Here is a 26362-nt window from a genome sequence, read left to right as displayed (position 1 = left end):
TCAGTCCTTCAGCAGCCGCGCCTTGACTGCGCGGCCCTTGATGCGCCCCTGGTTCAGCCGCGCGACGACCTCGCCGCCGATCTCGCGGGCGACGGCGACGTACGTGGCGAACTCGTTGATGTCGATCTTGCCCACCTGCTCGCGCGAGTAGCCCAGGTCGGCGGTCAGAGCCCCCAGCACGTCGCCGGGACGGATCTTCTCCTTGCGGCCCGCCTGGATGTGCACGGTGGCCATCGCCGGCAGCAGGCGGGGGCCGCCGGCTGGGGTGAGCTCGGCCGTCTCCTGCCATGTCGACTCGCGGCCTTGCAGCAGGTCGATGCGGCCCACCGCGCCCATCTCGTCCAGGCTCGCGAGGCAAAGCGCCATGCCCGATTCGCCGGCGCGGCCCGTGCGGCCGATGCGGTGCACGTGCACTTCCGCATCGGGCGTGGTGTCCACGCAGATGACGGCTGCAAGGCCGGCGACGTCGAGGCCGCGCGCCGCGACGTCGGTGGCCACCAGCACCGTGCAGCTGCCGTTCGCGAACCGGACCAGCACCTGGTCGCGGTCGCGCTGCTCCAGGTCGCCGTGCAGCGCCAGGGCGCTGTAGCCCTGCGCGCGCAACAGTTCGGCCAGCTCGCGGCAGCGCGCCTTGGTGTTGCAGAACGCCAGCGCGCTCGCGGGGCGGAAGTGGTCCAGCAGGCGCGCGACGGTGGGCAGGCGCGCAGCCTCGGTCACCTCGTACCAGCGCTGCTCGATGTGCTCGCCGCCATGCTGAGCCTCGACCTTGACCGTCACCGGGTCGCGCATGAACTGCGCGGCCAGCTTCGCGATGCCTTCGGGGTAGGTCGCCGAGAACAGCAGGGTCTGGCGCTGCGCCGGGCATTGCCGCGCAACGCGCGCGATGTCGTCGACGAAGCCCATGTCGAGCATGCGGTCGGCCTCGTCGAGCACGAGCGTGTTCAGGGCGCCCAGTTGCAGGTTGCCGCGGTCGATGTGGTCGAGCACGCGGCCCGGCGTGCCGACGGCGATGTGCGCGCCGTGCGCCAGGCTGTTCGTCTGGCCGCGCAGCGGCACGCCGCCCGCCAGCGCGACGACCTTGATGTTGTCCTCGGCGCGGGCGAGGCGCCGGATTTCGGTGGTGACCTGGTCGGCGAGTTCCCGGGTCGGGCAGAGCACCAGCGCCTGCACGGCCAGGCGCTTGGCGTCCAGCCGCGCGAGCAGCGACAGCGCGAACGCGGCCGTCTTGCCGCTGCCCGTCTTGGCCTGCGCGATCAGGTCCTTGCCGAGCAGGGCCGGCGGCAGGCTCGCGGCCTGGATCGCCGTCATCCCGGTGTAGCCGAGGCGGTGCAGGTTCTCGAGCGTGGCGGGGGAGAGTGCGAGCGTGTCGAAGGCGGTCGGGGAAGCGGCGGGCATGCCGCGATCATTCCACAGCGGAGCGCCTGGCGCGCTCCTCAGGACACGAATGCGGGATCGTCGATCCCCACCAGCGCCACCGCCGCGTGGAAGTCGGTCGGCGTCACCGCCGCGGCGATCGCCATGCCCTTCGTGATCGAATCCGCCCCGGTCAGGTAGGTCAGGCCGTGCTGGATGGCCACGTAGTCGGCGACGTAGGCCTTGTTGTCCAGCAGGTCGGCCACCCAGCCCCAGGTGGCGTCGCCCTTGAACGTGTGCGCCGAGCCGAGCATCTGCGTGAGCAGCGAGCCCTTCGTCTCCGCGCCCGAAGCGAGCCGGCCGGCCCAGAAGTTCACGTCCGGGTCTGGCGGCGCGGTGTCGCCGGAGCGGCCCAGCACGTTTTTGTAGATCACGCGCACGAAGTCGGCGTTGGTCATGCTGGCGGAATAGCCCGTCAGCGACTGGAAGGCGATGGCACTCGAATAGAAGGCGTCGGCGATGCTGTCGATCGAGACGCCGGCCTTCAGCTGCCCGATCCAGTAGGCCAGGCCGTCGGCATCCGGCGTGCGGTTGAAGAAGCCGACGTACAGCTCCTCCAGCAGCTTCACGCTGGCAGCGGCGATCGCCGCCGCTTCCTGCTCCACGTGCAGGTTCACCGTCATGTCGCCGAACCGCACGTGGTCGATGCCCGTCAGCGTGTCGATGCCTTCGGCGGCGGTCTTGTCGCGCACGGTAAGGCCGTTCGCGGTCCATTGCAGCGAGAAGTTCGCGCGCGCGCCGGAATACTGCACCGTGTCGGCGGCGGCGCGGCCGATGAACGAATCGTTGCCCGAGGAGCCGCGCATCGTGCCGCCGTCGAAGTCCGCGCGGTACACGTGGCCGTTGGCCATCTTGTTCAAGAGCACGTCGTAGCTCGTCGGCCCGGCCTGGATGATGTCCACCAGGCCGTCGCTGTCGACGTCCGCGGTGGTCACGTGCTGGCCGGTGCCGCCCTGCCATGTCGCATTGAAATGCCCCTGGCCGTCGTTCATGTAGACCATCGAAGGACGGCTCATGCCGTCGATCACCAGGTCCTGGAAGCCGTCGCGGTTCAGGTCGACCGGGGTGACCAGCTTGTACCAGGGCCCCGCACCCGCACCGGCGACGGGTGTCGGCAGCACCTGCGGCAGCCGCGATGCCGTCTCGTCGTGGAAGTGCCCGCCGCCGTCGTTCACGAGCAGCTGGATGTACGGGGTCTGGTAGAAGATGCCGTGGTCGCCGCCGTTGGTGAGCGACAGCACGAGGTCCGGCAGGTCGTCGCCGTTGAGGTCGACGCGCTGGATGTCGAGCACGATCTCCTTCTGAACCGGGCTGCGCGGCAACGCGATGGGCACCGAATTCGCGAAGCTGCCGTGGCCGTTGTTCAGGTACACCTGCGACGGGGCGGGGTTCGGGTCCCACGTGCCGAGCACCATGTCGGCGTAGCCGTCGCCGTTCACATCGGCGAGCAGCGAGTTGGTGTGCCCGGGGTTGAACGTCGCGGCCCTCATTGCCGCAGGCTCGAGGTTCGGCGACGAAACGAACCGGCCGGCGCCGTTGTTCACCAGCAGGTCCTCGGCATGGCCGGTGCGTTCGTTGAGCGCGTTCACCAGGATGTCGGCGTAGCCGTCGTTGTTGACGTCGCCGATGGAGGTGCCGTGGTTCTGGCGCAGGGCTTGCGGCAGCGTGCTCGTGAGGTTCTGCAGCTGCTTGTCCGGGCCCGAGACATAAAGCGAGTTCTGGCCGCCCGGGAACGGCGGGGCGTCCAGCCCGAAGTCGGGGGCGAAGATGTCGGTGACGCCGTCGTTGTTGAAGTCGGCCACGTAGATGCGCGGCACGTAGTGCACGTATTGCACGCCGCCGGCAAACACCGTCGCGCTGTGGTCGATGAACTTGCCGGCGCCGTCTCCCAACATCACCTGCAAGGCCACGGGCGTGGCGCCGACGTCCCCCTTCGTGCGGGTCGCGAGGATGTCGACCTTGCCGTCGCCGTTGAAGTCGCCCGTGCGCAGCTGGTCGACCGTACCCATGTCGTCCGAAGGCGAGCGAACCGTGGATCGCAGGAAGCCGCCCACCGGCGCGAACATGTCGGGCGTGTAGGTGACGTTGTCCGAATCGGGGCCGGTGAACAGGATGGCCTCGATGCCCGTGAGCCTGTCCGTGCCGCTGTCGCCCGCCGCCGTGTGCTTGCGCACGGTGAAGGTGGCCGTGGCGGCGTCGTACGTGATGTCGAATTCGGTGGACTTCTGGTTGTAGAAGGTCACCGTGTCGTAGCCGGCGCCGCCATCAACCGTGTCGTTGCCGCGGCTCAACCAGAAGGTGTCGTCGGTGCCGGAACCGGTGAGCCTGTCGGAGAAATTGGAATCGAAGGCGGTGTGCACGCCGACCAGCCTGTCGACGGTGCCGAAGCCGTCCTGCGCGGTGCCCGCGGCCAGGTCGATGACCACGCCCGTCGGCGAGTCGAAGTAGGCAGCGCCGGCCCACTTCGTCAGCGCGGTGATGATGTCGTTGCCGGCGCCGCCGATGGCGTTGGCGTACGAAACCGTGACGGAGTCGTTGCCGTTGCCGGCATAAATGAGGCTTCCCGGCTCGATGCCGAGGCCGCTCTCGCTCAGGGTATCGTCCCCGTTCGTCCCGTGGTACTCCATGACTGCCGCCTGCTGTTGTTGTTACCGCGGGCGGATTGTAGGCATGCGAACAGTGACGGAGGTTCGGGATTTCCTCCCTAGGCAGCGGCCCTCGGGCCGTTCGTGAAATGTTCCTGCATCCTTTTGGTTGCGGTCTTCCTAGCCGAACGTGAACGCATAGGCGCACACCCCGGGCTTCGCGAACTCGATCTCGAAGAGGCGCTCCCCGCTGCCCTTGCCTTGCCGCACCAGCTGGAACAGCCGGTGCGCGTCGGCGCGGCCGTTGCCGGCGGCATCCGTGTCGAAGCCCTTGTCCGGCCCGGGATCGCGGCCGTCGACGCGCACGCGGAAGGGGATCGTCTCGCCGTCCATCGCGGGGCCCGCCACGAGATGCAGGTCGCGCGCCATGAAGCGATAGGCGATGCGCCCCGTGCCCTGCCTGAGGCACACGCGCTCGTCTTCCACCGTCCACGCGCCGTCCAGCGTCCACTCGTTCAGCGAAAGCTTCGCGGCGGGCGTCACGCGAAAGCCCTGGCGCTGCGCGGCGCCCAGGTAGGTTTCGTTCGACGCGGTGCGCTGGCGGCCCGGCGCGGCTTGCGTGCCTTCGCCTTGCGGCGCGACGAAGCCGGTGGGCACCGGCGCTGCGCCCGCATCCCGCAGCAGTTGCTGGATGGCGCGCTCGGTGTCTTCGTAGCCGCCTTCGCCCAGCTGGCGCAGGCGGATCTTGCCCTGCGCATCGACGAGCATCATCGTCGGCCAGCCTTGCACGCCGAAGGCTTGCCACAGCGCGCGCTTGCTGTCGGTGACCACCGGGAAGTCGACGGCCAGGTCCTTCACCGCGCGCTGCACATTGGGCCCGCGCATCTCGAATCCGAACTCCGGCGTGTGCACGCCGACGACCGCCAGCCCGGCATCCTTGTACTTCTGCGCCCAGGCCTTGACGTAGGGCAGGGTGCGCAGGCAGTTGATGCACGAGTAGGTCCAGAAGTCCACCAGCACCACCTTGCCGCGCAGCGACTCGGTGGTGATGGGCGCGGAGTTGACCCAGCCCGTGCCCGCGGCGAGCGAAGGCATCGCGTCCTTGCGCTGGAACAGGCCCTGGGCTTGCGTGGGGGAGAAATGCGCGCAGGTCAGCGCGACCACCACGGCGAAGGCGAACCAGAAGAGGCGAGCGGTCGTTTTCATCAGGCGGCGACGATGGTCACGTCGATGTTGCCACGCGTGGCCTTCGAGTAGGGGCAGATCTGGTGGGCGGCATCGGCCAGCGCTTGCGCGGTGGCGGTGTCGACGCCGGGCAGGTTCACCTTCAACCGGGCCTGCAGCAGGAACTGGTCGCCGGCCGAAGCCAGGTCGACCTCGGCGTCGACCGAGGCGCCCTGGGGCATGGCCACGTTCATCTTCTGCGCGGCTCGGCCCATGGCGCCGAGGAAGCAGGCTGACCAGCCGGCGGCGAAGAGCTGCTCGGGGTTGGTGCCGGCGCCGGTGCTGCCGGGGCGCGAGAGCTTGATGTCCAGCCGACCGTCGTCGCTGCGCGAGCTGCCGTCGCGGCCGGAGAGGGTGTGGGTGCGGCCCGTGTACAGGACCTTGTCGATGGGGGTGTTCATGGATTCCTTTCTGATCCGATTCAATCGGATGCGATGGAATGTACGGGCCGGGCCCGCCGATGTCAAGCGCTTCCGATTCAATCGGGTCCGATGTACAATCGCGGCATGGGTACCAAGGCGCCGGCCGAACGGAAGCTGTCGGACTTCCTGTGTTTTTCCATCTATTCCGCCAACCTGGCCTTCGGCAAGGCCTACCGGCCGCTGCTGGACGCGCTCGGGCTGACGTACACGCAATACATCACGCTGATCTGCCTGTCCGAGCAGGACAACCAGACCGTGCGCGAGCTGGGCCGCAACCTGTTCCTGGAGTCGAACACGCTCACGCCGATCCTGAAGAAGCTGGAGGAAATGGGCCTGGTCACCCGCACGCGGGATCTCACCGACGAGCGGCAGGTGGTGGTGAGCCTCACCGCCGAAGGGCGCAGGTTGCGAGAAAAGGCGGCGGATACGAACCTGGTCGGCGCCACGGGCCTGAGCCCGCAGGAGTTCCGCACGCTGCAAAAGGCCGTCGCGGGCCTGCGCGACAACCTGATCGAGTCGCTGAAGCCCGGGGAGTAAGGCTCAGATGTCCAGCCGGTCGAAGACCCGGCGCGGCAGGTGGCGGATGACGAACATGATCAGCCGCCACTTCGCGGGCGCGTAGATCACGGGCTGCCCGCGCCGGGCGCCTTCGACGATGCGCTTGGCGACGTCCGCGGCCGAGGCCATGCCGCGCGTGTCCATGTGCGCCGTCATCGGCGTGTCGGTCGGCCCCGGCTTGGCCAGGACGATGCGGACACCCGAGCCGGCGAAGCGGTGCTGCAGCCCCTCCACGTAGCGGTCGACGAGCGCCTTCGCGGCGCCATACGTGTAGTTCTTGCGCCGGCCGCGGTCGCCGGCGACGGAGCCGATGACCACCAGCGTGCCGCGTCCTGCCTTCTGCAACTGCTTGGCAAAGGCCTCGGCGAACAAGGCGGGCGAGAGCGCGTTGACCTGCAGGGCATCGGCCGCGATGCGCAGGTCGTCCTGGCAGGCCGCCTGCTCCGGAAGAGAACCGTGGGCGATGAGCACGATGTCCGGCGCACCACCTTCGCAGAGGTCTGCAACACCTTGCTCGATGGCCGCCACGTTCACCAGGTCCAACTCGCGCACGGAGATGGCCGAGCCCGGCGAGCGAACGCGCATGTCGGCGGCCGTGCTTTCGAACCGGCGTGCATCGCGGCCGACCAGCGTGACATCCGAAGCTTCTTCCTCGAGCCACAGGCGCACGCACTGGCGCGCGATGGCGGACGTGGCTCCGACGACTGCGATCTTTCGTGTCATTCAGCTTCCCATGAGGCGGCGCGACATCGCGGAGCTGATCCCCGGGTCGCGGTACGCCTTGAATTCTTGCAGCCCCGGATAACCGGCTTCGAACAGCGCGGCGGGCATGCGCGCATCCTTGGCCGGGTAGAGCCGGCCCTTGGCGTCGCGCACGACGTCGTCGAGCGATGCCAGCAGCTTCGCGGTCCGCTCCCCCGCATTCGCGAAATCCACCGCCAGCGTGACGCCGTGCATGGGGAAACTCAGCATCCCCGGGGCTTCGCGGCGCCCGAAGGTCTTGAGCACCGCGAGGAAAGAGCCTTCGCCTGATCGGCTGATGCGCGTGAGCATTTCGCGCGTCGCCTCCACACGCGAGCCCTGCGGCACCACCGACTGGTACTGGTAGAAGCCGCGCCGCCCGTAGATGCGGTTCCAGTGGGCGATGCCGTCCAGCGGGTAGAGGAAGCGCGAGTAGTGCTGCACGGATTGCTGCGGCGCCCGCGACTGCTTGGCGTGATAGAGCATGTTGAAGGCGCGCAGGCTGAAGCGGTTGACCAGGGGCAGGTCGACCGGCAGCCGCCGGCGATGCTCCCGCGGCGGTGGCGCATCGGATGGCACGGGCCGGCCACGAAAGAAGATGCCCCGGCCCTCGGCGCTGAGGCAATCGATCCAGGCCACGGTGTGCTCCCATGCCGCTTCGGATTCGTCCGAGTAGCGGAAGAAGTCGGCGAGCGTGCGAAAGGGCAGCGTCTGCACCTCAAACCACGGCCCGGGCACGCGGGCCAGCCGCAGCGTGGCGCGCGCGATCACGCCGGTCAGGCCCAGCCCGCCGACCGTCGCAGCGAACCAGCCGCTTTCGCGCTGCGGCCCGCATTCGATGACGCGGCGGTCGGTGCGCACCAGCGTGAGCGCGTCGACGTGCTCGCCGAACGTGCCGCGCGCATGGTGGTTCTTGCCGTGCACGTCGTTGGCGATGGCGCCGCCCACGGTCACGAACTGCGTGCCGGGCGAGACGGCCAGCATCCAGCCGCGTGGCGCGAAGGTTCGCTGGATATCGCCGAGCAGCACCCCGGCTTCGCAATCGAGCAGGCCCGTGGCTGCGTCGAAGGAGGCGAAGCGGTCCAGCCGCCCCGTCTCCCACAGCGTGCCGCCGGGGTTGAGGCACGCGTCGCCGTAGCTGCGCCCCATCCCGTAGGCCAGTCCCGGCAGCGGCGACCCCGCGATGGCAGCGGCGAGGCTATCGCTTTCCAGCAACGGCACCGTGCGATGCGCGCTGCGTTCCAGGCGGCCCCAGGAGGAGACGTCCTTCATGGTGCGAGAATCATCCGGCGATGGAAGACAACGCCGCCCTGAACGTCCGCACCGGCCAGATGCCGGGGCTCGTGCGCCTGATGCGGCCGAAGCAATGGGTGAAGAACGGCTTCGTCCTGGCGCCGCTGGTGTTCGCCGGGCTGTTCACCGATTCCTCCGCGATCGTCCGTTCCATCCTCGCGATGCTCCTGTTCTGCGCGGCTTCGTCCGCCGCGTACATTGTGAATGACCTTCACGACGTCGAGCGGGACCGGGCGCATCCGAAGAAAAGCCGCAGCCGGCCGCTGGCCGCGGGCATCGTGACGCCGCAGGCCGCGCTCACGCTCCTGGGCGTCCTCTATGCCATCCTGGTCGCCGCCTGGTTCGTGATGCCGGCGGTGGTCAACGTGATCGCCGCCTACCTGGTCCTGAACCTCGCCTACACCGTCTCGCTGAAGCACCAGCCGGTGATCGACATCTTCGTCGTGGCGATCGGCTTCGTGCTGCGCGTGTTCGCCGGCGGCATGGCGCTGGGCGTGCCCGTGTCGTCGTGGATGTTCATCACGACGCTGTGCCTGGCGCTGTACCTCGCCGCCGTCAAGCGCCGGCAGGAACTCAAGATGGGCGCGGCGACGCGCGAGGTGCTCGATTCCTACCCGGTCACGCTGGTCGAGCGCTACGCCGAGATCGCGGCGACGGGCGCGCTGGTGTTCTACGGCATGTTCGTCGTGGCGACGCGGCCGCAGCTGGCCATGACGATCCCGCTCGTGCTGTTCGGCCTGTTCCGCTACTGGTACGTGGTGGAGGTGCATGACGAAGGCGAATCGCCCACCGACGCCCTGCTGGGCGACTGGCAACTGGCGCTGACGGTGGTGGCGTGGGTTGCCGTCTGCGCCTGGAGCATGTGGCCCGGCGCCTAGTGCGCGCCTTCGCGCAGCAAGTCGAGCGCCTTGCGCCACGCGCGCGGGTCCTCGGCGCCCGCGATGAGGAACAGGTCGTAGTCGCGCGACGGGCTGTTCTCGAACAGCGTCCTGAGCTTCGGGACGTCGCCTTGCGCGCGGAACTCCGGGAGCATGCGGTACACCGACCGCGCCACGTAGACGCACGATGCCTTGCACGCCTGCAGTTCCGCGGCGACACGCGCCACGTCCGGCTTGCGGGCCAGGTCCTGAAGCAAGGCACGCTCGCGGCTGGCTGAATCGCGCATCACGTCCTTGCGGATCCAAACGCCCGAGGGCGCTTCCACGCCCTTGCACGAGATCGTCGGCTTCGCATCGGGCGCCCCCGCGAAGGCGTAGCGCTCGAAGAAGGCCGGGCCGAGCGCGCGTGCGTAGCGGCAACTCCAGAAACCATGCGCCTCGAACATGTCGGGCGCGGCGAAGTCGAGCAGGTAGCGCCGCATCGCGGGCCCGTCCGCGTCCAGCCGCGGAACGATGGACGAGCCCAGGAGGCCCAGGTCGACGATGTTCATCGTCTTGTGCCAGCTGACGATGCCCAGGTCGGGGTTGGCGACGGTGGGCCGCGGGATGCCTTCGCGCTGCGCGAGCTGCTCGAACGACTTGCGCGTCTTGTCGAAGTCGTCGAGGCCGCAGCACACGCCGTAGGGCGCCGAGGATGAAACCTGGTGGATCAGGAACACCGCGATGGCGGTGACGAGCATGGGGTAGCGGTCGGCGCGGCGGGGCTGCCAGTCGGCCGCGGCGGCTATCAGCACGATGACGACCGCGACCGCCAGCTGCGTGGTGGTGCGGGAGGTGTCCAGCCGCGCCACGCCGAAGAGGAAGGGCGTGAACAGGGCGGTGAGGACGAGCGTTCCGCCCAGCGCCAGCAGCAGCACGTTGGGGCCGGAGCGCGATCGCAGCAGCAACAGCGGCAGCGCAAGCAACAGCAGGTACGCGCCATGCCGCGAGAAGATCACGCGCGCCGCCGTCAGCGACTGGTCGAGGTAGGTGGGGCTGAGGGTCACCAGCTCCACCAGCCGTTCGCCGACCGAGATGCCTTGCGCGACCGCGGTGTTGGGAAACACGGCGCCGAAATAAAAGTAGCGCCAGGCATTGAACGCGATCCAAAGCACCGCGACGACGGCCGTGAAGCGCCGCGCCTCGCCGCCGCCGCGCGCCGTCGCCCAGTACGCGCAGAACACGGCCAGCAGCGGGGCCACGTGGTAGACCGCCTCGACGCGCACGATGCTGGCCAGGAAAGGCACGACGGCCCAGCGCAAGTCCACCTGGCCCGTGACGGAGAAGCGGTACAGCAGGTACACCGTCCAGGGCAGCAGGACGTGCATGAGCGCGTTCTCCATGCCGGACCCATGCCACACGACGAACGACCCCGCCTGCGTGAGCACGAGGGCCGATGCCGCTGCCACGCCGAGCGCGAACCAGGGCCGAGTGGCGAAGAAAAAGGTGAGGATCGCGCCCAGCGCAAAGGTGCAAGCCCATGTCTGCACGTTGACGAACGGCGCGTAGCCTGCGCCGAACAGCGCGTACGCAGCCGCATACAGGAACATCTGCAGCGGCGCGGACGTGGCTTCCAGCCGCTCGCCCGACGGGTTGATCCCGATGAAGCCGAAGTCGACCCAGTTGCGGCCGTGGCTCAGGGTGATGATGCCGTCGTCGCGGAACTCGTAGAGCAGCGGCGAGACGGTGGCGTAGCGCCACTGGAACGCGGCGAGGAAGAGGAGGCCGCCGATGGAAGCCAGCACCCACGGGTTCGCCACCCATTGCTTCCAGCGCCCCAATGCACCCTCCCTCGATTTGGATCGCGGGAGTCTAGCAGCGCGTCTAAGCGGCGGCCTTCAAGCCGTTGGTGAAATGCTCCTGCATCCGCTTGGTCGCCGCCTTCGCATCGCGCCTGGCGATGGCGTCGACGATCGCGCGATGCTCCAGCATCGATTCCTTGACCCGCCCGGCCTTCAGCAGCGAGTTGTGGCGATTGAGCTTCATCACCTTGCGCAGGTCGGCGACCAGCTGGTCGCGCCACTTGTTGCCGGCGATCTCCAGCAGCCGCATGTGGAAGCGCTCGTTGATCGCGAAGAACTTGTCGCGGTCGGATTGCGCGGCCTCCAGCTGCTTGTGCAGCTGCTGCAGCTCCTTGACCTGTTCGTCGGTGGCCTTTTGCGCCACCACGCCCGCGGCATCGCTCTCCAGCAGGGAGAGCAGGTGGTAGACGTCGGCCAGGTCCGTCTCGGACACTTCGGTGACGTAGGCGCCGCGGCGCACCTTCATCGTGACCAGGCCCTCGGCGGCCAGCACCTTCAGCGCCTCGCGCAGGGGCGTGCGGCTGATGCCGAACTCGCTGGCGATCTTGACCTCGTCGATCCAGCTGCCCGGCTCGAGCTCGCGCCGGAAGATCTGCTGGCGCAGTTGCTCGGCCACTTCTTCGTAGAGGGCGCGCGGGGCTAGGGAGACGGCGGAGGCCATGTTTGCCGGCATTCTGCCAGCTTTCTCATTCTTCATCAATAATTATAAATGCGGTAAGATGCCGGGATCGGCTTCTGACGGCCGCGAACCAAAGGAAGACACTTCCGCCATGAACAAGCCCAGCCCCGAATTCAGCGCCGCGGACCTCGACGCGTGGCGCAAGGCTGCCGCCAAGTCATCGCCCGGCGGCGACGTGCACGCGCTCGATTGGGTCACCCCGGACGGCATCGCCGTCAAGCCGCTGTACACGGCCGAGGACCTGCAGGGCCTGCCGTACGCCAACACGTTGCCGGGCTTCGAGCCCTTCATCCGCGGCCCGCAGGCCACGATGTATGCGGCGCGGCCGTGGACCATCCGGCAGTACGCAGGCTTCTCTACCGCCGAGGAATCGAACGCTTTCTACCGCAAGGGCCTCGCCGGGGGCGGGCAAGGCGTGTCGGTCGCTTTCGACCTGGCGACGCACCGCGGCTACGACAGCGACCACCCGCGCGTGAAGGGCGACGTGGGCAAGGCCGGCGTGGCGATCGATTCGGTCGAGGACATGAAGATCCTGTTCGACGGCATCCCGCTGGACAAGGTCAGCGTGTCCATGACGATGAACGGCGCCGTGCTGCCGGTGCTGGCCGGCTACGTGGTGGCGGCCCAGGAGCAGGGCGTCGCGCAGGACAAGCTTTCGGGGACCATCCAGAACGACATCCTCAAGGAGTTCATGGTCCGCAACACGTACATCTACCCGCCGCAGCCGTCGATGCGCATCGTCGGCGACATCATCGAGTACACGGCCCGCAACATGCCGAAGTTCAACTCGATCTCGATCTCCGGCTACCACATGCAGGAGGCGGGGGCCAACCAGGCGCTGGAGCTGGCCTTCACGCTGGCCGACGGCAAGGAGTACGTGAAGACGGCCATCGCGAAGGGGCTGGACGTCGACGAGTTCGCCGGCCGCCTGTCGTTCTTCTGGGCGATCGGGATGAACTTCTACCTGGAGATCGCCAAGATGCGCGCCGCGCGCCTGCTGTGGTGCCGGATCATGAAGGGCTTCAACGCCAAGCAGCCCAAGAGCCTGATGCTGCGCACGCACTGCCAGACCTCGGGCTGGTCGCTGACCGAGCAGGACCCGTACAACAACGTGGTGCGCACGACCATCGAGGCCATGGCAGCCGTTTTCGGCGGAACGCAGTCGCTGCACACCAATTCCTTCGACGAGGCCATCGCGCTGCCCACGGAGTTCTCGTCGCGCATCGCCCGCAACACGCAATTGATCCTGCAGGAAGAGACGCACATCACGAACGTGATCGACCCCTGGGCCGGCAGCTACATGATGGAGAAGCTGACGCAGGAGATGGCCGACGCCGCGTGGAAGATCATCGAAGAAGTCGATGCGATGGGCGGCATGACGCGCGCGGTCGATTCGGGCTGGGCCAAGCTCAAGATCGAGGCGGCGGCCGCCGAGAAGCAGGCGCGCATCGACTCGGGCAGGGACGTGATCGTGGGCGTCAACAAGTACCGGCTCGAGAAGGAAGGCGTGCACGACATCCTCGAGGTGGACAACAACAAGGTGCGCGAGCAGCAGGTGGCGCGCCTCGCGAAGGTCCGTGCCGCGCGCGACGGCGCCAAGGTGAAGGCGGCGCTTGACACGCTGGTGAAGGGCGCGGAAAGCGGGCAGGGCAACCTGCTGGAGCTGACCATCCAGGCGATCCGCCTGAGGGCGACCGTCGGTGAAGTCTCCGACGCATTGGAGCAAGTCTTTGGGCGCCATCGCGCCGATACGCAAAAGGTGACCGGCGTGTACGCAGCTGCCTACGACTCGGCCGAGGGCTGGGACAAACTCAAGAAGGAAATCGACGAATTCGCCCGCGCGCAGGGCCGCCGGCCGCGCGTGATGGTGGCGAAGCTCGGGCAGGACGGGCATGACCGCGGCGCGAAGGTCGTGGCCACGGCGTTCGCCGACCTGGGGTTCGACGTCGACATGGGGCCGCTGTTCCAGACGCCCGAGGAATGCGCGCGGCAGGCGATCGAGAACGACGTGCATGCCGTGGGTATCTCGACGCTGGCGGCGGGCCACAAGACACTGGTGCCGGCGATCATCGAGGAACTGAAGAAGCAGGGCGCCGACGACATCATCGTGTTCGTCGGCGGCGTGATCCCGCAGCAGGACTACGACTTCCTCTACGAAGCGGGCGTGAAGGGCATCTACGGCCCGGGCACCCCGATCCCCGCGAGCGCGAAAGACGTGCTCGAGCAGATCCGCAAGGCCCAGAAGGCGTGACCGCCGCGCTCGTCGCCGCGAAGCTGGCGCTGGGGCCGGTGCTGTTGCCGCAGGCGCGCTGGCTGCGCCGCACGGCGCTGCGCCTGCCGGAAGCACCGGGGCCGCGCGACGGCGTCGAGGGCAAGGGCGAGACGAAGCTGCGCGTGCTCGTGGTCGGCGATTCGTCGGCCGCCGGTGTCGGGATGGCCGACCAGGCGCAAGCCCTTGCCTTGCCGCTGGCGAAGGAGCTGGCGTTGCGCGAAGGCTATGCGGTCGGCTGGCAGCTCGTCGCGCAATCGGGCGTGAATGCGTCGGAGGCGATCGCCCTGGTTCGCGCTTCGCGCGTCGAGCCCGCCGACGTCGCGGTGATCGTGCTCGGCGTGAACGACGTGACCTCGCAGACCACCGCGGCCGGCTTCGTGGAGCGGATCGCGGCGCTGTGGAGCCTGCTCGAGGAAGACGTGGGCGTGAAGTGGGGCGTGGTTTCGGGCCTGCCGCCCATGGGCCGGTTGACGGCCCTGCCGCAGCCGCTGCGTTGGTACCTCGGGCGCTACGCGAGCTGGCTGGACAAGGCGCTGGGTGAATGGGCGACGTCGCGCGGCGTGGGTTACTGGCCGGCGAACATTCCCACGGAGCCGGGCGTGCTCGCCGAGGACGGCTTCCACCCGGGTCCCGCCGTCTACCCGATGTGGTCGGCGCGCCTGGCGGACATCATCCTGCAGGGCCGGGCGAAATGGGCGGCGCGATGAACCTCGCCGACCAGGTCCTCGCCGGGGAGCGCCGCGCCATTGCGAAGGCGATCACGCTGCTGGAATCGACGCGCGCCGACCATCGCGCGCAGGGCGACGAACTCCTCACGAAGCTGCTGCCCCATTCGGGCCGGTCATTCAGGCTCGGTATCAGCGGCGTGCCCGGTGTGGGCAAGAGCACCTTCATCGAGGCGCTGGGGCTGTACCTGATCGAGAAAGGGCATCGTGTCGCCGTGCTCGCCGTCGACCCGTCGTCGACCGTGTCCGGCGGCTCGATCCTGGGCGACAAGACGCGCATGGAGATGCTGTCGGTCAACGACAAGGCCTACATCCGGCCCAGCCCGTCGAGCGGCACGCTGGGCGGCGTGGCCGAGAAGACGCGCGAGTCGATGCTGGTCTGCGAAGCGGCCGGCTACGACGTCGTGATCGTCGAAACCGTCGGCGTCGGCCAGAGCGAAACGGCGGTGGCCGGCATGACGGACATGTTCGTGCTGATGCAACTGCCCAATGCCGGCGACGACCTGCAGGCCATCAAGAAGGGCGTGATGGAGCTGGCCGACCTGGTGGTGATCAACAAGGCGGACATCGACCCCGACGCCGCCACGCGCGCGCAGGCGCAGGTGACGGGCGTGATGCGCATCTTCAGCCAGCAGGGCCGCAAGCGCGAGCACTCGGCGCAGGTCATCCAGTTGAGCGCGCTGAAGGGCGAGGGCCTGGACCGCTTCTGGCAGGCGGTGACGGACTTCCGCGACGCGCGCACGAAGAACGGGCAGCTGGCCGCGCGCCGGCAGCACCAGTCGCTGGCGTGGATGTGGGAGCGCATCGAGGCCGGGCTGAAGAACGATTTCCGCGAGCATGCCGCCGTGCGCGGCCTGCTGCCGCAATTGACGAACGATGTCGAGGCGGGCCGCGTGCCCGCGTCGACGGCCGCGCGCCGCCTGCTGGACGCGTGGGAAAAAGGAACCTGAGAGGGACGCAACATGCACGACATCCTCGAACAACTCGAGAAAAAGCGCGAAGCCGCGCGGCAAGGCGGCGGCGCTAAGCGCATCGACGCGCAGCACAAGAAAGGCAAGCTGACGGCGCGCGAGCGGCTGGAGCTGCTGCTCGACGAAGGCACGTTCGAGGAGTGGGACATGTTCGTGGAGCACCGCTGCCACGACTTCGGGATGGACAAGCAGAAGATCCCCGGCGACGGCGTGGTCACCGGCTACGGGATGATCAACGGCCGCCTCGTGTTCGTCTTCAGCCAGGACTTCACGGTGTTCGGCGGTGCGCTGTCGGAAGCGCACGCCGAGAAGATCTGCAAGGTGATGGACCAGGCCATGAAGGTCGGCGCGCCGGTGATCGGCCTGAACGACTCGGGCGGCGCGCGCATCCAGGAAGGCGTGGCGTCGCTGGGCGGCTACGCCGACGTGTTCCAGAAGAACGTGCTGGCGTCGGGCGTCATCCCGCAGATCAGCATGATCATGGGGCCGTGCGCCGGCGGCGCCGTCTACTCGCCCGCGATGACGGACTTCATCTTCATGGTGAAGGACTCCAGCTACATGTTCGTCACGGGCCCCGACGTGGTGAAGACCGTGACGCACGAGGAGGTGACGGCGGAGGAACTGGGCGGCGCGGTCACGCACACCACGCGCAGTGGCGTGGCCGACCTGGCGTTCGAGAACGACGTCGAGGCGCTGCTGATGTTGCGGCGCTTCTACAACTACCTGCCGCTGAACAACCGCGAGAAGGCGCCGATCCGCCCCAGCAACGACCCGGCCGAGCGCATGGACATGTCGCTGGACACGCTGGTGCCCGACAACCCCAACAAACCGTACGACATGAAGGAGCTGATCCTGAAGGTCGTGGACGACGGCGACTTCTTCGAGCTGCAGGCCGACTACGCGAAGAACATCATCGTGGGATTCGGGCGCATGGAGGGCCAGACGATCGGCTTCGTCGCCAACCAGCCGCTGGTGCTGGCGGGCTGCCTGGACATCAAGAGCTCGATCAAGGCCGCGCGCTTCGTGCGCTTCTGCGACGCCTTCAACATCCCGGTGATCACCTTCGTCGACGTGCCGGGCTTCATGCCGGGCACAAGCCAGGAGTACGGCGGCATCATCAAGCACGGAGCGAAGCTGCTCTACGCCTACGCCGAGTGCACGGTGCCCAAGATCACCGTGATCACGCGCAAGGCCTACGGCGGCGCCTACGACGTGATGAGCTCCAAGCACCTGCGCGGCGACGTCAACTTCGCCTGGCCCAACGCCGAGATCGCGGTGATGGGCGCCAAGGGGGCGGTGGAGATCATCTTCCGCGAGGACAAGGGCGACCCCGCCAAACTCGCCGCGCGCGAGGCCGAATACAAGGCGCGCTTCGCCAACCCGTTCATCGCCGGCGCTCGCGGCTTCATCGACGACGTGATCCTGCCGCACGAGACGCGCAAGCGCATCTGCCGCTCGCTGGTGATGCTGCGCGAGAAGAAGCTGGACAACCCATGGCGCAAGCACGGGAACATCCCGCTGTGAGGACTGCCACCGCCGGTGGCGTGGTGGGGTTGCTCCTCGTGGGCGACGCGCTGTTCCTCTTTGCGCAGCGCGTGTTCAGCCTGGGGGCGACCTTGCCGTTCCTGTTCGGCACGGTGCTGCTGGCGCTGGCCCTGCGGCGCGAACGCGTGCAGGCGTGGCTGGACGTGTCGCCGCGGCGGCGCTGGCTGTGGCGCGCTGCGTGGGCGCTGGTCGCCTTGTGGATGGCGAGCGTGGCGATCTTCTTCGTGTTTCTCGCGCAGCACCTGCAAGCGGCAGCCGCGCCGGCCGCTGCTCCGGCGGCGATCATGGTGCTGGGCTCCGGCACACCCGGCGGCAAGGTGTCGCCGGTGCTCGAGCGGCGCCTGGAGCTCGCGCTTTCCCGTGCGCGGGCATACCCCGGCATTCCCGTCGTCGTGAGCGGCGGGCGCGGCTTCGACGAGGAGCGCGCCGAGGCGCAGGTGATGGGCGACTGGCTGCGCGCGCATGCCCTGGAGTCCGCCCGCATCGTGCAGGAAGAGGCGAGCACCAGTACCCACGGCAATTTCGTGCTGAGCCGCCCGCTGCTGCAGCGCCACGGTGTCGCGCCGGCGTCGCCCATCCTCGTCGTGACGAGCGATTTCCACGCGCTGCGCGCCTCGTGGATCGCGCGGAATGCCGGATACACCAACGTCAGCGCCGCCGGCGCGCCCACCCCGCTGTACATCCGCTTCAACGCGTGGCTGCGCGAATACTTCGCGTTCGCGGCCGGCTGGGCGCTGGGCGAATTCGGAGAAAAGAATGTTTGAAAAAATCCTCATTGCGAACCGCGGCGAGATCGCCTGCCGCGTCATCCGCACCGCGCGCAAGATGGGCATCATGACCGTCGCCGTGTACTCCGACGCGGACCGCGACGCGCGCCACGTGGAGCTGGCCGACGAAGCGGTGCACATCGGCGCCGCGCCCTCGCGCGAGTCCTACCTGCGCATGGATCGCATCATCGAGGCGTGCAAGCAGACGGGCGCGCAGGCGGTGCACCCGGGCTACGGCTTCCTGTCCGAGAACGAGGAGTTCGCGAAAAAGGTCGAGGAGGAGGGCATCACCTTCATCGGCCCCAAGCACTACTCCATTGCGGCGATGGGCGACAAGATCGCCTCGAAGAAGCTGGCGAAGCAAGCCAACGTCAACACCATCCCGGGATGGAACGACGCGATCGAGTCCGCCGACCAGGCGGTGAAGATCGCGAAGGACATCGGCTACCCGGTGATGATCAAGGCGTCGGCCGGTGGCGGCGGCAAAGGCCTGCGCGTAGCGTTCAACGACAAGGAGGCGCGCGAGGGCTTCGATTCCTGCCGCAACGAGGCGCGCAACAGCTTCGGCGACGACCGCGTGTTCATCGAGAAGTTCGTCGAGGAGCCGCGCCACATCGAGATCCAGGTGCTGGGCGATTCGCACGGCAACGTGATCTACCTGAACGAGCGCGAATGCTCGATCCAGCGGCGGCACCAGAAGGTGATCGAGGAAGCGCCGTCGCCCTTCATCAGCGACAAGACCCGCAAGGCCATGGGCGAGCAGGCCGTGGCGCTGGCCAAGGCCGTGAAGTACGAATCGGCGGGCACGGTGGAATTCGTCGTCGGCAAGGACGAATCGTTCTACTTCCTGGAGATGAACACGCGCCTGCAGGTGGAGCACCCGGTGACGGAATACATCACGGGGCTGGACCTGGTGGAGCTGATGATCCGCGTGGCGGCGGGGCAGGAGCTGCCGTTGACGCAGGCCGGCGTGAAGAAGGACGGCTGGGCGATCGAGTGCCGCATCAACGCCGAAGACCCGTTCCGCAACTTCCTGCCGTCGACGGGGCGGCTCGTGCGCTTCCAGCCGCCCAAGGCGACGGACGACGTGCGCATCGACACCGGGGTACAGGAGGGTGGCGAGATCCCGATGTTCTACGACTCGATGATCGCCAAGCTGATCGTGCACGGCAAGGACCGCGACGAGGCGATCGCGAAGATGCGCGAGGCGCTGAACGCCTTCGTCATCCGCGGTATCTCCAGCAATATCCCGTTCCAGGCGGCGCTGCTGGCGCACCCGAAGTTCGTCGCGGGCGACTTCAACACGGGCTTCATCGCCGAGAACTACGGCAAGGGCTTTCATCCGGAAGATGTTCCCCATGCCGACCCCGACTTCCTCGTGGCGATCGCCGCCTACGTGAACCGGCGGTCGCTGCAGCGCGCCGCCGGTATCAGCGGGCAATTGCACGGCCACGAGTTCACGGTGGGCGAGGACTTCGTCGCCGTGGTGCTCGACGCCGAGGGCGACCACAAGCGCATCCCCGTGAAGGTGAGCGACTTCCAGGCCGTGACGGGCTCCAGCGTGGTGGACGTCGGCGGCAAGCGCTACGAGATGTGCAGCAACTGGCACCTGGGCGCGGCGCGCATCCGCGGCACCGTCAACGGCAAGCCCTTCACCGCGCAGGTGGAGCGCGGCTTGCCCAAGAACCCCATGGCGATCCGCGTCGGGCACAACGGCACGCGGCTGGATGCGATGGTGCTGGCGCCGCGCGCGGCCGACCTGCATGCGCTGATGCCGCACAAGCCGCCGCCGGACATGAGCCGCTACGTGCTGTCGCCGATGCCGGGCCTGCTGGTGGACGTGGCCGTGCAGCCGGGGCAGAAGGTGCAGGCGGGTGAACGCGTGGCCGTGATCGAGGCGATGAAGATGGAGAACGTGCTGTTCGCCGCCGCCGACGGCGTGGTGGCGAAGGTGCTCGCCGGCAAGGGCGAGAGCCTGGTGGTGGACCAACCCATCGTGGAGTTCGAATGAACGAGCAGGGCTTCCGGCTGCCGCCGGACCTTTCCCACCGCGAGAACGCGGGTGCGAAGGGCGTTCGCCACCTCTCGGGCCGCAAAGGCTGATGCTGCTGCGGCGCAGGCAGTTCGTTGCGTGGGGCGCCTCGGCACTGGCCGGGTGCGCGGCGGCGCCCGCGCGGCTCGCGGGCCACACCGTCATCGGCTTCGCGTCGTGCACGGAGCAGTCGCACCCGCAGCCGATGTGGGACACGATCCTGGCGCAACGGCCGGACTTCTTCGTCTTCGCCGGCGACAACGTGTACGCCGACCGCCCGCCGTTCTCGCTGGCGGTGCTGCGCGATGCCTATGCGATGCAGGAGGCGGTGCCGGGCTTTGCGCGCCTGCGCGCCACGGTCCCGCACATGGCGATCTGGGACGACGGCGACTACGGCGAGAACGACGGCGGCGCGGACTTCGCCTTCAAGCAGCCGTCCAAGGACGAGTTCCTGAAGTTCTGGCGGGCGCCAGCCGACGACCCACGCCGGGCCCGCGAGGGCCTCTACGACGCGCGGATGGTGGCCGGCCGCGTGCAGGTGATCGTGCTCGACACGCGCTGGTTCCGCTCGCCCCTGAAACGCACCGACGAACGCAATGCGCCCGGCAAGGAGCGCTACGTGCCCGATGCGGACCCTGCCAAGACCATGCTCGGCCCGCAGCAGTGGGCCTGGCTGGAGGAGCAGCTGCGGCAGCCTGCCGACCTGCGGCTCATCGTGTCGAGCGTGCAGGTCGTTGCCGACGGCCATGGCTGGGAGCGCTGGGGCAACTTACCGCTGGAGCGCCAGAAGCTCTACGACCTGGTGAAGCGCACGCGCGCGAACGGTATCGTCTTCCTCTCCGGCGACCGGCACATCGGGGCGATCTACCGCGAAACGGACGGCACGCCGTATCCGCTGCACGACATCACCTCCAGCGGTGTCACGCACTCCTTCGAATCGAACAACGAGGCGGGTCCCAACCGCGTCGGCCCGCCGTTCACCGGCCTGAACTTCGGCACCGTCGACGTCGACTGGGCCGCGCGCACGGTCGAGCTGGCGGTCCGGGACATCCGCGGCGCCAAACGCCGCGCACAATCCATCCACCTGGACGAACTCAAGGCCCCGACATGACACGCCCCTTCAAGGTCCTCGGCATCCAGCAGGTCGCCATCGGCGGCCCCGACAAGGAGCGACTGCGCAAGCTGTGGGTGGAGATGTTCGGGCTGGAAGTGACGGGCACGTTCCGCAGCGAGCGCGAGAACGTCGACGAGGACATCTGCGCCATCGGCACCGGCCCGTTCAAGGTGGAGGTGGACCTGATGCAGCCGCTGGATGCGGCGAAGAAGCCGGCGGTGCACCAGACGCCGCTGAACCACGTCGGCCTGTGGATCGACGACCTGCCCAAGGCCGTCGAATGGCTGAGCCGGCATGGCGTGCGTTTCGCTCCGGGCGGCATACGAAAGGGTGCAGCGGGCTTCGACATCTGCTTTGTGCACCCGAAAGGCAGCGAGGAGAGCCCGGTCGGCGGCGAGGGTGTGCTGATCGAGCTGGTGCAGGCGCCGCCGGAAGTGATTTCGGCCTTCGAGCGCCTGGCCCTGACGTGGAGCTGAGAAGCCACGGGGTAAAACCCTAGCAGCGCCTCTTTGCGCGCAGGCCTTAGACTGCCTCGCGGGGCCCATGACGCCCCGGTCCCGCGCCAAGGAGACAACAGCTTGCAGCGCACAGAAAACGCGAGCCCGGCCTACTTCCACAAGGTCGTCGATTGCCAGTGGGCCTGCCCGGCCCATACGCCCGTTCCCGAATACATCCGGTTCATCGCGCAAGGCCGCTACAGCGACGCCTACATGATCAACTGGGTGTCGAACGTCTTTCCCGGCATCCTCGGGCGCACCTGCGACCGGCCTTGCGAGCCCGCCTGCCGCCGCGGCCGCGTCGAGGAAGAGAACCTCGAGAAGCCCGAGCCCGTCGCGATCTGCCGCCTCAAGCGCGTCACGGCCGATTTCAAGGACGGCGACGACGTCAAGTCGCGCATGCCGAAGATCGCGCCGAAGAACGGCAAGCGCATCGCGTGCGTGGGCGCCGGCCCGGCGTCGCTCACCGTCGCGCGCGACCTCGCGCCCCTGGGCTACGACATCACCGTGTTCGACGGCGAGCCCAAGCCCGGCGGCTTCATGTGGACGCAAATCCCGCGCTTTCGCCTCCCCGAGTCGGTGATCGACGAGGAGACGGGCTACATCCTGGACATGGGCGTGACGTTCGTGGCCAACCAGCGCATCGAGTCGATGAAGGCGCTGATGCAGCAAGGCTACGACGCGATCTTCGTCGGCTGCGGCGCGCCGCGCGGGCGCGACCTGGACATCCCCGGGCGAAAGGAAGCGGCCGCGAATGTGCACATCGGCATCGACTGGCTGGCGTCGGTGTCCTTCGGCCACGTCACGAAGGTCGGCCGGCGCGTGATCGTGCTGGGCGGCGGCAACACGGCGATGGACTGCTGCCGCTCGGCGCGGCGCCTGGGCGGCGAGGACGTGAAGGTCATCGTGCGCAGCGGCTTCGACGAGATGAAGGCCTCGCCGTGGGAGAAGGAAGATGCCATGCACGAGGGCATCCCCTTCATCAACTACCACGTGCCCAAGGCCTTCGTGCACGAGGGCGGCCGGCTCAAGGGCATGACCTTCGAGATCGTCCGCGCGGAGTACGACGACAAGGGCAACCGCAAGCTGGTGCCCACGGGCGAGCCCGATCCCTTCTTCGAGTGCGACGACGTGCTGGTGGCGGTGGGGCAGGAGAACGCCTTCCCGTGGATCGAGCGCGACTGCGGCATCGCCTTCGACAAGTGGGGCCTGCCCGCCCTGCACAAGGAGACGTTCCGCTCGACGGCGCCCACCGTCTTCTTCGGCGGCGACGCGGCGTTCGGCCCGAAGAACATCATCACGGCGGTGGCGCACGGCCACGAGGCGGCCGTGTCCATCCACAAGCTGCTGCAGGGCGAGGATCCGGCGCAGCGGCCGGAGCATTTCGCGAACCTCGTGTCGCAGAAGATGGGCATCCACGAGTGGAGCTACGACAACGACACGTCGGACGACGCGCGCTTCAAGGTGCCGTGGGCCAAGGCCGAGAAGGCGCTGGCCAGCATCAAGGTGGAGGTGGAGCTGGGCTTCGACCTGAAGACGGCGTTCAAGGAAGCGCAGCGCTGCCTCAACTGCGACGTGCAGACGGTGTTCACCGACAACCTGTGCATCGAGTGCGACGCCTGCATGGACATCTGCCCGATGGACTGCATCACGTTCACCGAGGACGGCGCGGAGCCCGACGTCCGCACGCGCCTGAAGGCGCCCGCGCTGAACCTCGCGCAGGACCTGTACGCCTCCGGGCCGCTGAAGACCGGCCGCATCATGGTGAAGGACGAGGACGTCTGCCTGCACTGCGGCCTGTGCGCCGAGCGCTGCCCGACGGGCGCGTGGGACATGCAGAAGTTCCTGCTGCACACGGCCAAGGCCGGCGGGCAGGGCGAGAAGGTGGGAGTTGCGGCATGAAGCGCATCGAGGCGGTCAACGACTTCGTCATCAAGTTCGCCAACGTCAACGGCTCGGGCTCGGCCAGCGCCAACGAGCTGTTCGCCAAGGCGATCCTGCGCATGGGCGTGCCGGTGAGCCCGCGCAACATCTTCCCGAGCAACATCCAGGGCCTGCCCACGTGGTACGAGGTGCGCGTGACGGAGAAGGGCTGGCTGGGCCGGCGCGGCGGCATCGACATGATGGTCGCGATGAACCCGCAGACCTGGGAGGCCGACGTGGCGGAGCTCGAGCCGGGCGGCTACCTCTTCTACGACAGCACGCGGCCGCTGCCGCCGGCGAAATTCCGCGACGACATCAACGTGATCGGCATGCCGCTCACGGAGATCTGCAACGCGGTCTACACCGATGCGCGGCAAAGGCAGCTGTTCAAGAACATTGTCTACGTCGGCGCGCTGTCGGTGCTGATGGAGATCGAGCCGGAGGTGATCGAGAAGCTCTTCGGCGAGCAGTACAAGGGCAAGGAGAAGCTGCTGTCGTCCAACGTGCAGGCGCTGCACCTGGGACGCGACTTCGCCAAGGAGCACCTGCAGTGGCCCATCGGCCTGCGCGTGAAGCGCGCGGACAACGTGGGCAACAAGATCTTCGTGGACGGCAACAGCGCCGCGGCGCTGGGCTGCGTCTACGGCGGGGCGACCGTCGCGGCCTGGTACCCGATCACCCCGTCGTCGTCGTGCGCCGAGGCGTTCCAGAAGTACTGCATGAAGATGCGCGTGGACCCGAACACGGGGCAGAACAAGTTCGCCATCGTGCAGGCCGAGGACGAAATCGCCTCCATCGGCATGGTCGTGGGCGCGGGGTGGAACGGCGCCCGTGCGTTCACGGCGACCTCCGGGCCAGGCATCTCGCTGATGACGGAATTCATCGGGCTGGCGTACTTCGCCGAGATTCCGGTGACGATCATCGACGTGCAGCGCGGCGGGCCCTCCACGGGCATGCCCACGCGCACGCAGCAGGCGGACATCCTGGCCTGCGCCTACGCGTCGCACGGCGACACCAAGCACGTGCTGCTGCTGCCGGAGGACCCGGCGGAATGCTTCGAGCACGCGGCGGCGGCGCTGGACCTGGCCGACCGCCTGCAGACGCCCGTCTTCCTGATGACCGACCTGGACATCGGCATGAACCAGCGCCTGTGCGCGCCGTTCAAGTGGGAAGACGGCAAGGACTACGACCGCGGCAAGGTGATGACCGCCGAGGAACTGGAGGCCGGCAAGGACTTCGGCCGCTACAAGGACGTGGACGGAGACGGCATCCCCTGGCGGACGCTGCCGGGCACGCACCCGACCAAGGGCTCGTACTTCACGCGCGGCACGACGCGCGACCCGTACGCCCGCTATTCCGAGCGCGGGCCGGACTACATGTACAACGTGGAGCGGCTGCTGCGCAAGTTCGCGACGGCCGCGACGATGGTGCCGCAGCCCGTGATCCAGCTGGGTCGCCAGCAGTCGAAGCTGGGCGTCATCTACTACGGCTCGACCAGCCCCGCCATGAAGGAAGCGCTCGAGGTGCTCGACGCGCAGGGCGTGCATATCGACGCGATGCGGCTGCGGGCCTTCCCGTTCCCGGAAAGCGTGGCGCGCTTCATCGCCGATCACGACAAGGTGTTCGTCGTCGAGCAGAACCGCGACGCGCAGATGCGCAGCCTGCTGGTGAACGAACTCGAGGCCGACCCGAAGAAGCTGCTGAAGGTGCTGCACTTCGACGGCACGCCGATCACGGCGCGGTTCATCACCCGGGCGATCATGGACCGGTTGCCGTCGCGCATGAAGTCCGGCGGCAAGGTCGAGGAGAAGATGGCATGACGTACATCGCGAAACCGCGGCTGAAGCACCCGACCCTGGAGACCAACAAGGTCGGCTACACGCGGCGGGACTACGAAGGCAAGATCTCCACGCTGTGCGCCGGCTGCGGGCACGACTCGATCTCCGCCGCGATCATCCAGGCCTGCTGGGAGCTGGACATCGAGCCGCACCGCGTCGCCAAGCTCTCGGGCATCGGCTGCAGCTCGAAGACGCCGGACTACTTCCTGGGCGCCTCGCATGGCTTCAACACCGTGCACGGGCGCATGCCCTCGGTGCTGACGGGCGCGAACCTGGCCAACCGCGAGCTGCTGTACCTCGGTGTCTCGGGCGACGGCGACTCCGCGTCCATCGGCCTGGGGCAGTTCGCGCACGCGATGCGCCGCGGCGTGCGCATGGCCTACATCGTGGAGAACAACGGCGTGTACGGCCTGACCAAGGGCCAGTTCTCGGCGACGGCGGACCAGGGCAGCAAGAGCAAAAAGGGCGTGGTCAACAGCGACAGCCCGATCGACCTGGTCGGCATCGCGCTGCAGATGGGCGCCACCTACGTGGGCCGCGGCTTCTCGGGCAACAAGGCGCAGCTGGTGCCACTCATCAAGGGCGCGATCACGCACGGCGGCGCGGCCTTCATCGACGTCATCAGCCCCTGCGTGGCGTTCAACAACCACCCGGGCAGCACCAAGAGCTACGACTATGTACGCGAGCACAACGAGTCCGTCAGCCGCATCGACTTCATCACGCCGCGCGACGAAATCGTGAGCGAGTACGCGCCCGGCGAGGTGGTGGACGTGCGCCAGCATGACGGCACGCTCCTGCGCCTGCGCAGCCTGCACGCCGACTACGACCCGACCAACCGCCACGCGGCCATGAGCTACATGCACGAGCACGCCGCGCGCGGCGAGGTGCTGACCGGACTGCTGTACGTCGACCCCCTAGCCACCGACCTGCATACGGCGTACAACACGAGTGCGAAGCCGCTGAATTCCTTGGATGTACCGGAGCTCTGCCCCGGCGCGGCGGCATTGGAGAAGATCAACGCATCCTTGCGCTAGACGAAGGAGA

General features: G+C 68.0%; 21 protein-coding genes. 13 read left to right on the top strand and 8 right to left on the bottom strand.

Features of this window, described 5'->3' with window-relative positions; genetic code table 11:
- From dbpA to WG903_RS14470, 4 genes are all read right to left on the bottom strand, one after another.
- Nucleotides 1–1395, bottom strand: a complete 1395-nt coding sequence (gene dbpA / locus WG903_RS14485) for an ATP-dependent RNA helicase DbpA (protein ID WP_340076596.1) — start codon at nt 1393–1395, stop codon at nt 1–3.
- Between the two features lie 38 nt (nt 1396–1433).
- A complete protein-coding gene (locus WG903_RS14480) occupies nt 1434–4040 on the bottom strand; it encodes an FG-GAP-like repeat-containing protein (RefSeq protein ID WP_340076594.1) in 2607 nt (868 codons plus the stop codon).
- Nucleotides 4041–4178: 138 nt separating this feature from the next.
- On the bottom strand, nt 4179–5204 hold the full coding sequence (locus WG903_RS14475) for a redoxin family protein (protein ID WP_340076591.1): 1026 nt from the start codon (nt 5202–5204) through the stop codon (nt 4179–4181).
- Nucleotides 5204–5623, bottom strand: coding sequence for an organic hydroperoxide resistance protein (locus WG903_RS14470; RefSeq protein ID WP_340076589.1), 420 nt, complete (start codon nt 5621–5623; stop codon nt 5204–5206). Before WG903_RS14470 ends, WG903_RS14475 begins: the two co-directional genes overlap by 1 nt.
- A 105-nt stretch (nt 5624–5728) precedes the next feature.
- Here WG903_RS14470 and WG903_RS14465 point away from each other — a divergent pair, with 105 nt between their 5' ends.
- Nucleotides 5729–6181: a MarR family winged helix-turn-helix transcriptional regulator gene (locus WG903_RS14465; protein ID WP_340076587.1), complete on the top strand. Its 453-nt coding sequence runs from the start codon at nt 5729–5731 to the stop codon at nt 6179–6181.
- Between the two features lie 3 nt (nt 6182–6184).
- Here WG903_RS14465 and WG903_RS14460 read toward each other — a convergent pair whose 3' ends face one another.
- Both WG903_RS14460 and WG903_RS14455 read right to left on the bottom strand, forming a co-directional pair.
- Complete coding sequence (locus tag WG903_RS14460) at nt 6185–6925, bottom strand: SDR family NAD(P)-dependent oxidoreductase (RefSeq protein WP_340076584.1); 741 nt, start codon at nt 6923–6925, stop codon at nt 6185–6187.
- Entirely contained in the window at nt 6926–8215 is a 1290-nt protein-coding gene (locus tag WG903_RS14455) for an FAD-binding oxidoreductase (RefSeq protein WP_340076582.1), read from the bottom strand.
- A 20-nt stretch (nt 8216–8235) separates the two neighbouring features.
- On the opposite strand from WG903_RS14455, the gene WG903_RS14450 reads away from it, so the two are divergent.
- Nucleotides 8236–9114 carry a decaprenyl-phosphate phosphoribosyltransferase gene (locus tag WG903_RS14450; RefSeq protein ID WP_340076580.1) on the top strand — a complete coding sequence of 293 codons (879 nt, stop codon included), beginning with the start codon at nt 8236–8238 and terminating at the stop codon, nt 9112–9114.
- On the opposite strand, the gene WG903_RS14445 is transcribed toward WG903_RS14450, so the two are convergent.
- Nucleotides 9111–10934 carry a hypothetical protein gene (locus tag WG903_RS14445; RefSeq protein WP_340076578.1) on the bottom strand — a complete coding sequence of 608 codons (1824 nt, stop codon included), beginning with the start codon at nt 10932–10934 and terminating at the stop codon, nt 9111–9113. The genes WG903_RS14450 and WG903_RS14445 overlap by 4 nt on opposite strands.
- 43 nt (nt 10935–10977) lie before the next feature.
- On the bottom strand, nt 10978–11616 hold the full coding sequence (locus tag WG903_RS14440; RefSeq protein ID WP_340076576.1) for a GntR family transcriptional regulator: 639 nt from the start codon (nt 11614–11616) through the stop codon (nt 10978–10980).
- A gap of 109 nt (nt 11617–11725) precedes the next feature.
- Between WG903_RS14440 and scpA the strand changes: the two genes are divergently transcribed.
- The 11 genes from scpA (at nt 11726) to WG903_RS14385 (ending at nt 26352) form a co-directional block, all read left to right on the top strand.
- Nucleotides 11726–13885, top strand: coding sequence for a methylmalonyl-CoA mutase (gene scpA / locus WG903_RS14435; protein WP_340076571.1), 2160 nt, complete (start codon nt 11726–11728; stop codon nt 13883–13885).
- The gene (locus WG903_RS14430) at nt 13882–14613 is read left to right on the top strand and encodes an SGNH/GDSL hydrolase family protein (RefSeq protein ID WP_340076569.1); all 732 of its coding nucleotides are present in this window, start codon (nt 13882–13884) and stop codon (nt 14611–14613) included. Before scpA ends, WG903_RS14430 begins: the two co-directional genes overlap by 4 nt.
- Nucleotides 14610–15581: a methylmalonyl Co-A mutase-associated GTPase MeaB gene (gene meaB, locus WG903_RS14425; protein WP_340076567.1), complete on the top strand. Its 972-nt coding sequence runs from the start codon at nt 14610–14612 to the stop codon at nt 15579–15581. Before WG903_RS14430 ends, meaB begins: the two co-directional genes overlap by 4 nt.
- Before the next feature lie 12 nt (nt 15582–15593).
- Nucleotides 15594–17126, top strand: coding sequence for an acyl-CoA carboxylase subunit beta (locus WG903_RS14420; protein WP_340076565.1), 1533 nt, complete (start codon nt 15594–15596; stop codon nt 17124–17126).
- Entirely contained in the window at nt 17123–17911 is a 789-nt protein-coding gene (locus WG903_RS14415) for a YdcF family protein (protein WP_340076563.1), read from the top strand. The genes WG903_RS14420 and WG903_RS14415 overlap by 4 nt, the downstream gene beginning before the upstream one ends.
- Entirely contained in the window at nt 17904–19925 is a 2022-nt protein-coding gene (gene accC / locus WG903_RS14410) for an acetyl-CoA carboxylase biotin carboxylase subunit (RefSeq protein WP_340076560.1), read from the top strand. The genes WG903_RS14415 and accC overlap by 8 nt, the downstream gene beginning before the upstream one ends.
- A gap of 91 nt (nt 19926–20016) precedes the next feature.
- A complete protein-coding gene (locus WG903_RS14405; protein WP_340076558.1) occupies nt 20017–21057 on the top strand; it encodes an alkaline phosphatase D family protein in 1041 nt (346 codons plus the stop codon).
- Nucleotides 21054–21536: a VOC family protein gene (locus WG903_RS14400; protein ID WP_340076556.1), complete on the top strand. Its 483-nt coding sequence runs from the start codon at nt 21054–21056 to the stop codon at nt 21534–21536. The genes WG903_RS14405 and WG903_RS14400 overlap by 4 nt, the downstream gene beginning before the upstream one ends.
- Nucleotides 21537–21638: 102 nt before the next feature.
- Nucleotides 21639–23459, top strand: a complete 1821-nt coding sequence (locus WG903_RS14395) for an FAD-dependent oxidoreductase (RefSeq protein ID WP_340076554.1) — start codon at nt 21639–21641, stop codon at nt 23457–23459.
- Nucleotides 23456–25300, top strand: coding sequence for a 2-oxoacid:acceptor oxidoreductase subunit alpha (locus WG903_RS14390; protein ID WP_340076552.1), 1845 nt, complete (start codon nt 23456–23458; stop codon nt 25298–25300). The genes WG903_RS14395 and WG903_RS14390 overlap by 4 nt, the downstream gene beginning before the upstream one ends.
- Nucleotides 25297–26352, top strand: a complete 1056-nt coding sequence (locus tag WG903_RS14385; RefSeq protein ID WP_340076550.1) for a 2-oxoacid:ferredoxin oxidoreductase subunit beta — start codon at nt 25297–25299, stop codon at nt 26350–26352. Before WG903_RS14390 ends, WG903_RS14385 begins: the two co-directional genes overlap by 4 nt.
- The last annotated feature ends 10 nt before the right edge of the window (nt 26353–26362 follow it).

Origin of the sequence: Ramlibacter sp. PS4R-6 (assembly GCF_037572775.1) — a bacterium.
Classification (GTDB): Bacteria; Pseudomonadota; Gammaproteobacteria; order Burkholderiales; family Burkholderiaceae_C; genus Ramlibacter.
The sequence above is the reverse complement of the archived record's forward strand: the minus strand, read 5'-3'. Positions and strand labels throughout refer to the sequence as shown.